General features: G+C 55.0%; 13 protein-coding genes and 1 pseudogene. 5 read left to right on the forward strand and 9 right to left on the reverse strand.

What is annotated here, in order from left to right:
* A partial coding sequence (locus BMW49_RS23965; protein ID WP_139205719.1) for an MFS transporter occupies nucleotides 1–933 on the reverse strand: 933 nt, incomplete at its 3' end.
* 641 nt (nucleotides 934–1574) lie between these two features.
* Here BMW49_RS23965 and BMW49_RS23970 point away from each other — a divergent pair.
* From BMW49_RS23970 to BMW49_RS23990, 5 genes are all read left to right on the forward strand, one after another.
* Complete coding sequence (locus BMW49_RS23970; RefSeq protein ID WP_069522503.1) at nucleotides 1575–3497, forward strand: methyl-accepting chemotaxis protein; 1923 nt, start codon at nucleotides 1575–1577, stop codon at nucleotides 3495–3497.
* A gap of 282 nt (nucleotides 3498–3779) precedes the next feature.
* Nucleotides 3780–4706, forward strand: a complete 927-nt coding sequence (locus BMW49_RS23975) for a LysR family transcriptional regulator (RefSeq protein WP_069522505.1) — start codon at nucleotides 3780–3782, stop codon at nucleotides 4704–4706.
* 300 nt (nucleotides 4707–5006) lie between these two features.
* Nucleotides 5007–5897, forward strand: a complete 891-nt coding sequence (locus BMW49_RS23980) for a pirin family protein (RefSeq protein ID WP_244168414.1) — start codon at nucleotides 5007–5009, stop codon at nucleotides 5895–5897.
* 56 nt (nucleotides 5898–5953) lie between these two features.
* Entirely contained in the window at nucleotides 5954–6568 is a 615-nt protein-coding gene (locus tag BMW49_RS23985) for an FMN-dependent NADH-azoreductase (protein ID WP_069522502.1), read from the forward strand.
* Nucleotides 6569–6721: 153 nt separating this feature from the next.
* Complete coding sequence (locus BMW49_RS23990; RefSeq protein ID WP_069522501.1) at nucleotides 6722–7366, forward strand: NADPH-dependent F420 reductase; 645 nt, start codon at nucleotides 6722–6724, stop codon at nucleotides 7364–7366.
* A gap of 131 nt (nucleotides 7367–7497) precedes the next feature.
* Here BMW49_RS23990 and BMW49_RS23995 read toward each other — a convergent pair whose 3' ends face one another.
* The 8 genes and pseudogenes from BMW49_RS23995 to BMW49_RS24025 form a co-directional block, all read right to left on the reverse strand.
* Nucleotides 7498–7875, reverse strand: coding sequence for a hypothetical protein (locus tag BMW49_RS23995; RefSeq protein WP_069522500.1), 378 nt, complete (start codon nucleotides 7873–7875; stop codon nucleotides 7498–7500).
* A 446-nt stretch (nucleotides 7876–8321) separates the two neighbouring features.
* Nucleotides 8322–8624, reverse strand: a complete 303-nt coding sequence (locus BMW49_RS24730) for a hypothetical protein (protein WP_069522499.1) — start codon at nucleotides 8622–8624, stop codon at nucleotides 8322–8324.
* A 172-nt stretch (nucleotides 8625–8796) separates the two neighbouring features.
* Nucleotides 8797–9273 (reverse strand): hemagglutinin repeat-containing protein, encoded by a 477-nt coding sequence (locus tag BMW49_RS24000; RefSeq protein ID WP_167362839.1) that lies wholly within the window; start codon nucleotides 9271–9273, stop codon nucleotides 8797–8799.
* 23 nt (nucleotides 9274–9296) lie between these two features.
* A complete protein-coding gene (locus BMW49_RS24005) occupies nucleotides 9297–9917 on the reverse strand; it encodes a hypothetical protein (protein ID WP_069522497.1) in 621 nt (206 codons plus the stop codon).
* A 264-nt stretch (nucleotides 9918–10181) separates the two neighbouring features.
* Nucleotides 10182–10676, reverse strand: coding sequence for a DUF2247 family protein (locus tag BMW49_RS24010; protein ID WP_069522496.1), 495 nt, complete (start codon nucleotides 10674–10676; stop codon nucleotides 10182–10184).
* A gap of 157 nt (nucleotides 10677–10833) precedes the next feature.
* Nucleotides 10834–12020, reverse strand: a pseudogene (locus BMW49_RS24015) (IS4 family transposase).
* Nucleotides 12021–12149: 129 nt separating this feature from the next.
* Nucleotides 12150–12467 carry a hypothetical protein gene (locus BMW49_RS24020; protein WP_069522495.1) on the reverse strand — a complete coding sequence of 106 codons (318 nt, stop codon included), beginning with the start codon at nucleotides 12465–12467 and terminating at the stop codon, nucleotides 12150–12152.
* Nucleotides 12464–13440: DNA/RNA non-specific endonuclease (locus BMW49_RS24025; protein ID WP_208600990.1), on the reverse strand; the 977-nt coding region annotated here is incomplete at its 5' end. The genes BMW49_RS24020 and BMW49_RS24025, both read right to left, overlap by 4 nt.

The following is a 13440-nucleotide window of genomic DNA, read 5'->3' on the forward strand; positions in this document are numbered from 1 at the left end:
CCAGGCGATCTGGCCAATACCACCGGTGATGGTGAACAGCACCGAATAGGCCGCGGCCTCGGCAAAGTTGTAGCGGGCGACAAACGCCAGGTACTGCGGCAACCAGAAGCTGATGCCGAAATAGCCGACGATGGCCAACATCGACACCAGGGCAATGTTGCTGATGTTCGGGTTGCGGATGGCGGAGCGGAACGCGCCCTCGGGGGCCACCACCGTACCTTGCGCCGCGCTCAGCGCCGGCAGGGTTTCGCCCGTCTCACGCACATGGTTGACGAAGGCGTCATAGCGCTTCTTGGTGCAGAACCACCAGTAGATCGAGAAGATGATGATCATCGGCACCGGGAACAGCAGAAACGCCAGGCGCCAGTTCTCCGGGCCGTAAGCATTGAGCAACGCACTGATCGCCAGGCCGCCAATCAGCGTGCCCCACGGATACCCGGTGTGGTGCAGGCCCAGGGCAAAACCACGGCGCTCTTTGGACCACCACTCGGACACCGAGGTGACCTCGATGGCCTCACCGGCACCGCCAAATGCGTGGGAAATAATCTGCAAGGCCACCAACATGCCCAGCGAAGCGGTGAGGATGTTCAGGCCCGTGAGGAAGGTGAACAGCGTGTAGGCAATGACGATGGGCAGGTGACGATACTTGCGCATCCAGCCCTGCCCGCCCTTGTCCGCCCAGATCATGCACGGCACGGCGATCAGGGATGTGGCGACCGTGATGATAGCGGCCAGCAAACCCGTCAACTCAGGGCTGGTCTTGAATTCGCTGGTAATCGAGGGCAACACCATAAAGAACATCTGGCGAGAGTTTGCATCCATGGCATAGACCAGCCAGAGCAAAATCATCGCCCCCCAGGAAGCAGTACCCGCACCCCTGGAAACACGTGTTAAGGACGCAATGACGCCGGCTTTTTCTTGCGCGAGTCCCATAGGGAAATCTCCGGATAATTTTATTTTTATTGTTCCGAATGATCGTGAGTGGCGAGCATCGGAGTACTGGCGGCACCGGAACAACGGAGGGCGTTCCATACCGATGGGGGGGAGACTACGACTGGTAGAGATTCATCCGATATAGCCAGAAAATCACACCAGCTTTGAATTTTCGTCACAGGTCAGTGGCATGGATGGCGGCCTGCAACGATTTAAGCCATCACTCCGGCTCGCTGGCACTCGCCGATAACGTGGCTTGAAGTAAGCCGCCCTGGAGATAACCGCAACAGCAGTGACCAACACTGCGGGGGAAATGCCCAGCACATTAGTAAAAACGGTTTGAACAGGTCGCAGGAGGCTTGCAAGGCACTGCACTGCATAAACAAATCACTTGAACAGGCTACAACTTGGCACGTGTCTCTTTTTATGACAAAGGTAAGACAACCGTACCAAATTAGTGACACGTCAGTGCCACAATGCTATTACTCGACCTGCGGGATACCGCCTCTACTGTCATCTGTGCTGCGCTACTGCCACAACCTTGCAGCAATGGCATCAAACCGAGCTCGGATCGCGAGCTGGCCAAACAAGAATAAGTCTCCAGCGACACGATCAGTTGATACCTACAGTTGGAGCACTCTATGAATACGTGGTTTGGCAATATAAGCGTCACCCTCAAGCTGGCGCTGGGGTTCGGCCTTGTGCTGCTCCTGACAGCCGCACTTGCCACGGTTGGCTGGAGCAGCCTGGGTAGCATCCTGAATCGCACCGACCGCATGGTCGACATCAACAGCCTGACGGTCAACTTGACCGACCTGCGCATTGCACGCTTGCAGTACCTGGTGAGCGGTGGCGCCCCAGCGGATGCCGAAAAAACGCAGCAAAACCTCCGTTTGCTGATCCAGCGCCAGCAGGAACTCCTGCCGAACTTCAAGAATCCGGAAAACGCTCAACTGATCAGGCAGCAGAGCGAAATCGCGCAGCAGTACCAGCAGTCCTTCGAGAAAACCCAAAGAGCCTATGACGTCGCCACTAAGGCCCGCGATGAGATGTCAGCGCGTGCAGACCAGGCGGATGAGTTGATCGACGGCGTCATGAGTGACATCTCGCGCAGCCCGGCTTTCGATGAGCAACGCTTCGGACGCTTTGAGGCCATTGCGTCTGTAAAGAACGAGATGCAGACCTTGCGCTACCGCGTACTGAACTACGTCACCGATGCCAATGAGCGTAACGAGCAGGCCCTGGACCAGCAGATAGAGCGCGTCGATGAGGGGCTCGATACGCTGGCAGCGACTTTCGGCACCAGCTATCAGAACCAGGTGCAGCAACTGGAAAAGGTGATCAGCGATTACCGCTCCCTGCTGGGCGAGCTAAGGGCCGCATTCGCAGAGCGTGTGCAGGTGCGCGAGAGCATGGTCCAGCAGTCACAAGAAATTATCCATTTGGGTGACCAACTGACGCAGAACCAGATGACCGCGCGTAACGATGACAGCACCTTCGCCACTCGCATGCTACTGGGCGCGGCACTGGCGGCCTTGCTGGTGGGCATCCTGTCGGCCTGGCTGATCACACGGCAAATCACCCAGCCACTCAAGGAAACCCTGGAAGCGGTAGAACGCATCGCCAGCGGCGATCTCAGCCAGACCTTAGAGGTCAACCGTCGGGACGAGATGGGTATGTTGCAACTGGGTATTCAGCGCATGGGCAAGACCCTGCGTGAATTGATAGGCGGCATTCGCGATGGTGTCACCCAGATCGCCAGCGCCGCCGAAGAGCTCTCCGCCGTGACCGAGCAGACCAGCGCCGGGGTGAACAATCAGAAGATCGAGACCGATCAGGTGGCCACGGCCATGCACGAAATGTCGACCACCGTGCAGGAAGTGGCACGCAATGCCGCCGAAGCCTCTCAAGCCGCCGCCGACACAGACCGTGAAGCCAGCAATGGCGACCGCTTGGTCGCCGATGCCATCGCCCAGATCGACCGCCTGGCGGCGGAGGTTAGCCGCTCAGTCGATGCCATGAATCACCTGCAGAACGAGAGCAAAAAGATCGGTGGCGTGATGGATGTCATCAAGACAGTGGCCGAACAGACCAATCTGCTGGCGCTCAATGCGGCCATTGAAGCCGCACGAGCCGGCGAAGCAGGCCGTGGCTTCGCGGTCGTAGCCGACGAGGTACGTGGGCTGGCCCAGCGCACACAAAAGTCCACCGAAGAGATCGAAGGGCTGGTCGCAGGGCTGCAGCAAGGCACTCAACAAGTGGCGACCATCATGCAGGCCAGCCGCGAGATGACCGACAGCACCGTGACCCTGACCCGCAAGGCCGGCGAAGCGCTCGGCGTGATCACCCGCAAGGTCTCCAACATTCAGGCGATGAACCAGCAGATCGCGGCAGCTGCCGAGCAGCAAGGTGCGGTCGCCGAGGAGATCAGCCGAAGCGTGGTGAACGTGCGTGATATTTCCGAGCAGACGGCTGCCGCCAGTGAAGAAACCGCTGCGTCCAGCGTCGAGTTGGCACGCCTGGGCAACCAGTTGCAGATGATGGTCAGCCATTTCCGCGTCTGACGAGCGCAACTGAGCAGCACCAGAGCTGTTTGCCGCACCCGGCAATCAGCTCTTTATGGCGCATTGATTTGTTTCGAGACAACGCGCGCCTGGCCTGTCATAGGTCGTTGCACGCTTAATCAAAGCCGTGTTCACTGCACTCAGTTAGCCCTGGACTGAGACGATACCTGGCAGACACCGCCGGCGCGGCGCCCCAGTGGCTTTCGCAGCCGCCACCCTCCATGGGCTCCCAAGCAGCCTCGACGGCTTAACATGACCGCTTTTATGGGGAGTCGCACCCAGATGCTCGACCTCAATGACGTTGCGCTGTTCGTGCATGTAGTGCGCAACGGCAGCTTTGCCGAAGCCGCGCGCCAGCTCGGCATACCGCCCAATACCCTCAGCCGGCGCATTCAAAATCTCGAAACCCAACTGGGGACGCGCTTGCTGCAGCGCACGACGCGCAAGCTTACGCTGACCCATGCCGGCCAGGCGTTTCACGAACGCTGCGTGGGTGCCGTCGATGGCCTGCTGGGCGCAGGACAGGAGCTGATCACCGGTAGCCAGGAGCCCAGTGGCCGCGTACGGATTGCCGCCATGGCCGACTTTTTCGACTTCTTCCCCATGGAATGGGTCTCCACGTTTCTGCATACCCATCCACGGGTACAGCTTGATTTTGTGCTCAGTGATGGCCGCGCCGACCTGATTGCCGACCGGATCGATATCGCCTTTCGCGGCGGTGCATTACCCGACTCGGGCTACGTCGGCCGCCAACTGATCAACGCCAGCCGTGAGGGACTGGTGGCCAGTCCCGAGTATCTCGCGGCGCACGGAACCCCCACCGCACTCCAAGACTTACGCGCGCATGACTGCGTGAGCTTCGGCCACCCCAGCGGCGTCACGACCTGGCGCCTGATTGGCCCCGGAGGTCGCGAGGAGGAGGTGCAAATCGCCAGTCGATTGACCGCGAATACCGCCCAGGCGCTGCGCAAAGCCACCTTGGCCGGACTGGGCATTGCGCTGCTCCCGCCCGCACTCACCCGCATCGACCTCAAGGCGGGGCGTCTGCTGCCCGTCCTGCAGCAGTACCACCGCACAAGCCACGGCTTGCATGTGCTCTACCCGAGCCGCCGCCATCTGCCGTTGGCGGTCTCAGCCTTTATCGGGCTGGTGCTGGAGAAACTCAAAGCCGAAGCCTTCCCCGCCGAGCCGCCGTCGCAAGCGATCTGAGTTCTCACCTCCCGCACACCTCCCCCCCACAGTTAGGCCACAGCAGGTCGACTGCCGGCCTGCACTCGCCTGAATTACAACTAAAAATGGATGAGTGCATTCCCATATAGCCATCTTATCAAGCAGATGGGGCCACCCTATCCTTGCGACAACGAGGGACGAACCACCCTCCTCCACTGTCACGAGGCGCTGCCAGGTCATGAAAATCTATTCCCCTCTGCCCCGTGCAGCACAAGCGTTCAACCCGTTGATGCGCCAGTCGGACTGACTGTCAGTGCCCACTCATTCGAGGACAACTCCATGAATATGCCCGCTCTTCGCAGACTCATTCAGGATCACCAACTCGGCTACACAACAGAACGTACTTACGAGAAAGCCCGCGCCATCGTCCACCGCACACGTGGTCGCGCGCATGGGCCAGTCACACGTCTGGTAAGCCCAGGCGACTTGGGCCAACTGATTAAGCCTTTTGTCTTTCTCGACATCTTCAGCACCCAGGCAAACGCCAAGCCCCCAAGTTTCGGCATGCACCCTCACTCCGGCATCGCCACGCTGACTTTTATGGTGGCAGGCGAGGTGATCTACGAAGACACCACTGGCAAGAAGGGCGTACTGCCCGCCGGCGGCGTGGAGTGGATGCGCGCCGGTAATGGCATCTGGCACTCGGGTACACCGATCGGTGAAGGCGCCATGCGCGGCTTCCAGTTGTGGGTCGCCCTGCCCGCCGCGCTGGAAAACGCACCCGCTGAAAGCCACTACCTCGCCCCAGAACAGGTTCCTCAGGAAGGCCCGGTGCGGGTGCTGCTCGGTCGCTACGGCAATGCCAAAAGCGCTATCCCGGCCCCCGCCGACATGACCTACCTCGCCGTGACCTTGAAGGATTGCGAGCAATGGCGCTACACGCCGCCAGCCGGCCACAACGTGGCCTGGGTAGCCGTCAGTGAAGGCCTGCTCAGGAGCAACGGCACCGTTAGCGCCGGTGAGCTGGCCGTGTTTGAAGAGACAAACCAGGCCATCGATTTTGGCGCTCAGGGCGAGACGACCTTTGTCCTGGGCTCGGCCGTGAAACACCCGCATGAGCTGGTGACTGGTTACTACTCGGTGCACACCAGCGAGGCCGCGCTGGCTCAGGGTGAGGCGGAAATACGGCGCATCGGTAACGAACTGCGGCGCAACGGCTACCGGCCCTGATGCTGCAAGACACCGTACCAGAACACACGAACGCAACCACTTTCCAGGAGTTAACCATGAACATTCTGCACATCGACTCAAGCATCCTCGGGGCCCATTCGGTCAGCCGTGCCCTGTCGGCACAGATGGTCATAAAGCTGCAGGTGGAAACACCGGATGCCGTGGTGACCTACCGCGACCTGTCGGCCGCGCCCATCGCCCACCTGTCCGGTGCCTATCTAGGCGCGCTGCAGAGCCCAGGGAGCGAACAGACACCAGAGATGCAGAGCGACCTCGCAACCGGCGCCGCCGTGCTGCAGGAGTTTCTTGCGGCTGACACCGTGGTGATTGGTGTTGCCTTCTACAACTTCAGCGTCCCCAGCCAGCTCAAGGCCTGGGTCGACCGCGTCCTGGTTGCCGGGCAAACCTTCCGCTACACCGCCGAAGGGCAGTTGGAAGGGCTTGCTGGCGGTAAGCGAGTCATTCTTGCGGTTGCCCGCGGTGGTCACTACGGGCCGAACTCGCCCATCGCTGCGATGGAGCATGGGGAAACCTACCTGCGCAGCGTGCTCAGCTTTATCGGCATCCACGACCCGCAGGTCATTCTTGCCGAGGGTATTGCCCTGGGCCCCGAGCAGCGCGCTGCCGCAATCGCCGCCGCCGAGCAACAGATCAGCGCACTTAACGCCTGACCTTCACGGACTCGCGCAACACATACGACAACACCACAGGCGATGCCAACCCAGGCAACGCCTGCAAGCAAAACATGCAGACACAGCGCTGCTCAGCCTTCAGGGCGCTGGCAGCACTTAACTTTCCAAGCCCTTCGTTATCAGGAGAACACCATGAGTATTGGCATTATCGGTTCCGGCGCACTCGGCTCCAACATCGCACGAGCACTCGCCAAAAAAGGTATTTCCGCCACAATTTCCAACAGCCGCGGCCCCGCATCGCTCGCCGCGCTGGTTGAGGAACTCGGCCCCACCATCACAGCAGGCACAGTCGAAGAAGCCGCACGCGCAGATATCGTGTTTGCCGCCGTGCGCTGGAGCGATGCCGAAGCGGTAATGCGCAGCCTGCCGGCGTGGAATGGCCGTATCGTGGTTGACGGCACCAACCCCGTCGAGTTTCTCGACCCGAACTCGCCGGATGCCAATGACCCGAGCAACCCGCTCGCCGCCTACGGCATCAAGGCCGTCGACCTGGGCGGCAAACATTCCAGCGAGCTGTTCAGCCAATTCGTCCCAGGCGCACGGGTGGTCAAAGCGTTCAACCACCTCGACGTTAACGTCCTGCCGGAGCCAGAAGTCGCGGGCGGAAAACGCGTGCTGTTCTACTCGGGCGACGATGCTGCGGCAAAGGCAGACGTGCGCCAGATCATTGAAGACGCCGGCTTCTACCCGGTAGATCTGGGCTCACTGGATGTCGGTGGTCCGCTGGCTTCACTGCCCTTCGGTTCGCTGGCTGCACAGAACTTTATCAAGATCTAAACGCAGTACCCGTGCTCGACAGCATGCGCACTTGAACTTGAAGGCCGAAACGCGGGTTTCGGCCTTCAAGGTTCTGATAAGTCTTAGCGTTCGATACTACGCAGACTTTTTGCTACTCAGTCCAGAGGAACTTACAGCTTGATAAAGGCAAAGACCTCTTTGAATAAATTTTCAATGTGTGGTGACGCGTCAAGGTGAGTAAGCGCTTCGTTCGTGGTTACAGGCATGTCATAAGGCTTAAAATCTCGACGGACAGCGATACCATACAATGCGTACTCGTCGCCCTCCGCATGCTCCCAATGAGGCACGTAGCCAATTACCTTATACACCTTAGAAATCTCATCTTGAAAAACCATCAAACCATATAAAAAAGCTGGGGCATTATTTAGTGACAAGGCTTGAGCGCACCACGTATTTAGCTCATCCTTGCTGATAGCACCACAAAACAAACACGTAATAACGAAAGCCATCAACTCATCATTGAAGCTATCAAGCTCAATAGCATTCATATTCCACCCCCACCTGACCCCATTGATCGCCCTTCAAAAATTTATAATAAACTTTAATAGAGCTTTCTCAAAGTCACCAATAGCCATAACAAAAAACATTTCTCATCATATAACGAATATATTTTTGCAACTCCATTGGTAAGGTCACCCCCCAACTATCACGACTCCAATCGCAACTATTAATAGCGCCAGATCTTACCGAGCCGACTCTAGATAGCCCTTCATCCAGCCAAGCTATGGTGCTTTCATATTTTTGGCCGCCATGATCAGTCAGTAAGCATGCTAAGAAATCTATTCCATCGTGGCCTAGCGCATCAGACCGACAGTGAGGCTCGCGAGCGTTACCTTCGCCGTCCCAGAGGAAAATTATTTTCATATACGCCTAGTACCTATAGCTTCGGATAGACTGTCGTCTTAGGCTTGGACGGGACAGACGACTTGATAAATTAGTATTCAAAATTAATACGAATCTGCTCTCCGTGGCGATATGACATTGTGAAAGATTTCCAGTGCTCTCCGCGTTTGGCTGCTGAAGCTTTAAGCTCGTCCACTAAATCATAAATAATAGCACCGTTCAGTCCTAAATTTACGTCAGCATACTCTACGCCGCCAGACTCAAGGAGGAATGCTTGATTTATATAACCATCTTGAAGATGTATGCCAAACTGGAAAGCTTCGTATTCCCGAGGAATAGCTGCTTCAACAAGCTCAAACAAGGCTTGAGCAATTTTAAAATCATCGACTATCACAACTTGACTCCCGGAGTTTTTGATTCGTTTCTGAAATATGCAGCTTCAACCTTACCATTAATTGTGCAGCTTACTGTTAGTGCATCCGGCCATATAGAGCCCGGGGCTTTCCGCTCGAAGACTATTGTCGTTTTTCCTACCGTTTTGGTTGGATCATCAAGAGCTTTCTTGATTATATTCTCATAAAAAATTTGTAAGCGGAATTGTTGAAATTGCTGTCCTGCGGGAATAGGTTGTAACCATCACAAGTACCTCCTTGGCTACAGGCCTGAACATGTCCGCCTACATCACTCTCCAAGCCTTTTAGGTGTTGGTGTCTTGCAGGCTTTCGATGTTGAGATTGCGCCACGACTTGTTTACCGGTGGCGACGGCGCCCTTGATGTTGGTGTCACGGCCCGATTGCAGGAGCAGCGCATTGCCTGCTTCTATCCGTGTGTTGGTATGGGTGAGCTCATCACCGTCAGCCTGACCACGGCTGCCGGTTACGCCCAGATTCAGGGTGAAACCGTTGCTGCTACCGCCCAACGAGAAGCCAATACCAACGCTGGCACTGCTGCCCTTGCTGTCGGTGTTCTGCTGGCTGGTGGTGAGGTCCTTGACGCTCTGCTGCTGGGTGCCCGGCGTGACGGCAATGCGCAGACGGGACACTGTGATCTGCCCGATTGTTCGGTCTAGTTAGAAACCAAAAAGGACCTCTCAGTAAGAGCGCACTTCCCTCCTGATCGCCAAAATCTAAAATACGGTTCAAGATTAATTTCAAATGTAAACAAAGGTCGCCCAATATACCAAGCAAGATAATAGTCTGCAGCCAATCCATATAAAGCCTCAAACAATGCATATATCTGCTTTGAATCGGATATCCTGCTTATCCTGATTGCATCCCCGACCGCTTCAAACAACCAATAATGGGGAATGTCTTCTTGAAGCGAGCATTCCAGATCATACTCGGATACAAATAAAACTTGAGTACTACAACAGATATCAAAAATATCGCTTTCACCAAGAGCGCCGGATATCTTTTCTTGCTCCTCTAGCCACTCGCCACCTAACTGGATAAGCTCACTTTCATTCCCATCAAATGCAGGTAAAAGATAAATATAATCCTCCATCCGCCCCGAAGAAATAACACGTGCGGCCCTATCAACCAGATCCTCTGCGAACGGAAAGTAGCCAAAAATCTGCCGAAGCTCCTCATTACTATTATGCGCTTTCAATAGCCCCAAAAAATGAGATTTATCGAACACTACCTTGTCTTCACAGAAGGCACACCAATCCGACAGTAAAGTTTTCATACCTAAAGTCCTCCTGATCTTGGTAGAGGCGGTAATAACTCAGGGTCTATCTTCCACCTATCCTACAAGGAAATAATTCCCACATTAAGATCCTCAAGCGATCTACTATTTTCAAAAACTTAACATCAAGCAAGTGCCATTCGGCACAGGCCCTTAAAGCACAACAAGGCGATCACTATTTCTCAGTATTGCATCATCAAGCAACGAAGTTCTAATATCCGCACCAGCAACTTCTCCAGCAGCCCCAGTCGCTTTTACACGAAATCATCCAGAGCGACTAGCCTGAAGCTTCTGCCTAAATGACTCCAATATATCGGACCAGTTTTTAAAAAGCTGATCTTCACCTTCTAAAGAAGGGTCTACTGCCGGCACATACCGCACAATAGAAGCAATAGATTCCGGATAATCAAAATCCGCATATAGCTCTTCGACAATTCCTAATGGATCTTGATATCTATCCCTATTTATAAAGACCCACAGAAGAATCAAAAATATCCATGTCTTCTCTGCCCACTCAACATCTCGAGCATCCTTAACGGCGAGGCGACTAACGCACTCCTGAACATCATTAGCATTATCGCCATCCAGGCAGGCCAGCTCATACTGCTCCGCAGGAGACTCGGCAGAAAGCCTTTTAACAGCATATTCAACCACCCCTATCGAACTTAAGAAGCCACGATCCAAACCGTACTTAATGTCACCCCAACTCAACCAAGGCGCTTCTGAAAAGCAAAAACCACTCTCTAATACTATTTGCATACCTGACCTCTTATCTTGGCAATCTAGATGGTGGACTCCTTGGCCTTATTGTCGAGGAACGTCCCGACTTCTCGCGTGAAGGCGCCGGCGATTTCAAAGCCTGCTCGGATCTCCTCTTCATCGAAGATGGGTTTGAGTCTGAGGGATCCCCACAAATCTACTCCAGCGTCTGAGCTTGCCGGTGAACCTCATCACGCAGCAACAGCTCCATCTTGGTGAGTGCCGAACAGGATAAATGCTGGCTGAGCGCCTGAGGTATTCAAGGCCTATACGCCAGAGCGACAGCACAGTTTTGTGCCTGACGCTGTTGCTCTGAAAGCGACGTGAGTGGCCTGTCGTTTGAGCCTGAAGACCGGCCAAGTACAGTGCATAACAGGCCAACGCTGCGATCAGTAGCAGGACCTCTATACGTCGTGGGCAACGTGTTCGATGCAGGTCAAAGGCAAAGCGCAGGCTTTTCACATCCCTAAACCCTTCCTCAATCTGCATTCGCTTGCGGTAGATACTCACGATCTGACGCGCCGTCCAGTTGGGTTGTGGCAAGTTACTGGCGAGCAGCCAGGGCTCTTGTTCACGGCGAGCGTTCTGTCGGTTGAGCTTGCTGCGCGCGATGCTGCCCGTCACGCGTCGATGTTTTCTGCCCTTGGGCGGTTGGTGAATGCCGTACAACGCAACTCTGTGCGGTGAGCTACTTGTCATCTCGATTTGGCCAAGTGACCGTGCGTTCGATGTTATCTGCTCGTAAAGCTGCTTGATTGGCTGCCATTGACCTTGCTCGTCACGATAGAGGTCACGATTGCGTACACGACCCACGTAATACCAGCCTTTGGTTTCGACAGCCTGGAACCAAGGGCGACGAAACCCGTCATCGGTCACCAGGATCGTTATGCAGTCCGCGGGCAATATGAGTTTAAGTGCATCAAGCAGTTGCCTCTGACGCTGAGGGCAGCCTTCACGATGATGCACGCTCTCGTACACAGGAAACGCTCGACCGGCCAACGGGATTGACGCTCGCAGCAAGTAAAGGTCAGACGCGGCATTGATTGGCGACCAATCCACCAGGATCAAGGGATGAGGCAGAGAGCCAATCAGTGCCGTGAACATTTTCTAGTAGAACAGCGGGCGCTCGTTTTGCAGATGAGCGTTACCAAATAAGCGATCCACGCGCTTGATCGAATGCTTGGTGTAAGCCTCGCTAGGCATGGCCCTGCCCAGATCGGTCAGAGTCAGGCGATGCCCGTGCAGTAAGGCACTGACGCTGCTCATCAACGCGCTCAGTCGCTTGCTGTGGATCGTGGGGAGTGCTTGGGAAAATGCCTTGTGTAAAAATCGTACGGCCTGCATGAGTCTCGGGAGGTTGGTGTGTTTGGCGACTACCAAACTGCCCGACTCATGCAGGCCATCTCAACCCATCCTATTGATCCAAATGGATTTTTTTGGGGATTCCTCAGGGTCTGTCCCCTATTGTTCTGATCAATAAATGAATTTCGTATTCGCTTTACCGCTGGGCCCAATAGCAAGCACAAATTTTTTCCAGTCGCCGCCCGTGTGTGATTTCATAAGCCCGTGCAATTTATGAACGAAACTAGAAGCCCTATCTTCAGGATCATCTAAAAGCTCGCTGACAGTTAAACCATCTCGAACGAACGAATATTTAGAACCTACAGACCATCCTCCGTCATAAACCTCATACTCAAATTCACAGCACATCTCTTCATACTGCCCATGAGCAGAGTCGTGCATGATCTGCGTGAGGGCATTTAAGACCTCTACTTGTTGCTCAATGCTCATTGCCCTGCCTCATTTCTGAACGACTTACGCATTTTCTCTCCATTAACTGAGTAGTCAATCACCAATGAGTCCGGTCGTGCTGACGCAGGATCAGTTCTCGAAAAGCGCACCGTAACTGGGCCAACTTGGTCGCCGCTCTTCAGCGCACGTTTTATTCCCATCTCCCAACGCTTAAACGCAGAGTTATTAAAATTGCCATCCTGCGGAAAGAGATTGAATCGATCGCAGGTTCCACCAAGTTGGCAACCTTGGACGTGCCCTCCAACGTCCGTTGACAGCCCTTCCTCCTTACCAACTGCTGTTTGCCGCGTATCACGAGTCCCTTTTTCCAGTGACGGAGTGAAAGTGAGCTCATCGACATAACCGCTTGAATTGGTCTTAAACTCAGTGCCATTGCTCAGCTTGACTTGGCTATTGGGCGGTGGCTCATTCAGGATTTTGTATTCGGGTGTACCTTTACTGGCTTTGGTCACATCGACCTCAACACTAGCAAGTTTCACTTCCCCTTTTGCACCACTTATTTTGTTAGCTACCCAATTACCTCCGATCTTGACAGCTTTTAATCCATATTTACCAACGTTGCCCACAATGACTTGGGCTATGTAATCCTCTCCTTTTTCCATAGCCAGCTGTTCGAGTGTTGTCTCACCCGAACGAAGTGCCTGGATATCTTGATACGCATCATAGGCCGTCATGCCTTTGTCGACTAGCCAGGCGGCGCCAATGATGACGGGAACCCAGAACGCATTATTCTCGGACTCGATTTGCGCGGCGGTATTCGCGACTGCGGCTTCGCCACCCGATGCTGCCGTCACGCCCGCAATCAGAGCGCTTACGATATTTTTCCGCGCTTCTTTTTCCGCTGGGGTCAGTGAGCCTCCGGCCTGGCCCGTGACCTGTTCTACCAGATTGTTGATGACCACGCTGGAGGCCGCGCCCAACGCACCACTTCCACAATCGGCACGTTGTGCAG

This window comes from Pseudomonas cuatrocienegasensis (assembly GCF_900110925.1).
Classification (GTDB): Bacteria; Pseudomonadota; Gammaproteobacteria; order Pseudomonadales; family Pseudomonadaceae; genus Aquipseudomonas; species Aquipseudomonas cuatrocienegasensis.

Coding starts and splice junctions, on each gene's coding strand:
- BMW49_RS23970 (WP_069522503.1), top strand. CDS start 1,575: ATGAATACGTGGTTTGGCAATATAAGCGTCACCCTCAAGCTGGCGCTG.
- BMW49_RS23975 (WP_069522505.1), top strand. CDS start 3,780: ATGCTCGACCTCAATGACGTTGCGCTGTTCGTGCATGTAGTGCGCAAC.
- BMW49_RS23980 (WP_244168414.1), top strand. CDS start 5,007: ATGAATATGCCCGCTCTTCGCAGACTCATTCAGGATCACCAACTCGGC.
- BMW49_RS23985 (WP_069522502.1), top strand. CDS start 5,954: ATGAACATTCTGCACATCGACTCAAGCATCCTCGGGGCCCATTCGGTC.
- BMW49_RS23990 (WP_069522501.1), top strand. CDS start 6,722: ATGAGTATTGGCATTATCGGTTCCGGCGCACTCGGCTCCAACATCGCA.
- BMW49_RS23995 (WP_069522500.1), bottom strand. CDS start 7,875: ATGAATGCTATTGAGCTTGATAGCTTCAATGATGAGTTGATGGCTTTC.
- BMW49_RS24005 (WP_069522497.1), bottom strand. CDS start 9,917: ATGAAAACTTTACTGTCGGATTGGTGTGCCTTCTGTGAAGACAAGGTA.
- BMW49_RS24010 (WP_069522496.1), bottom strand. CDS start 10,676: ATGCAAATAGTATTAGAGAGTGGTTTTTGCTTTTCAGAAGCGCCTTGG.
- BMW49_RS24020 (WP_069522495.1), bottom strand. CDS start 12,467: ATGAGCATTGAGCAACAAGTAGAGGTCTTAAATGCCCTCACGCAGATC.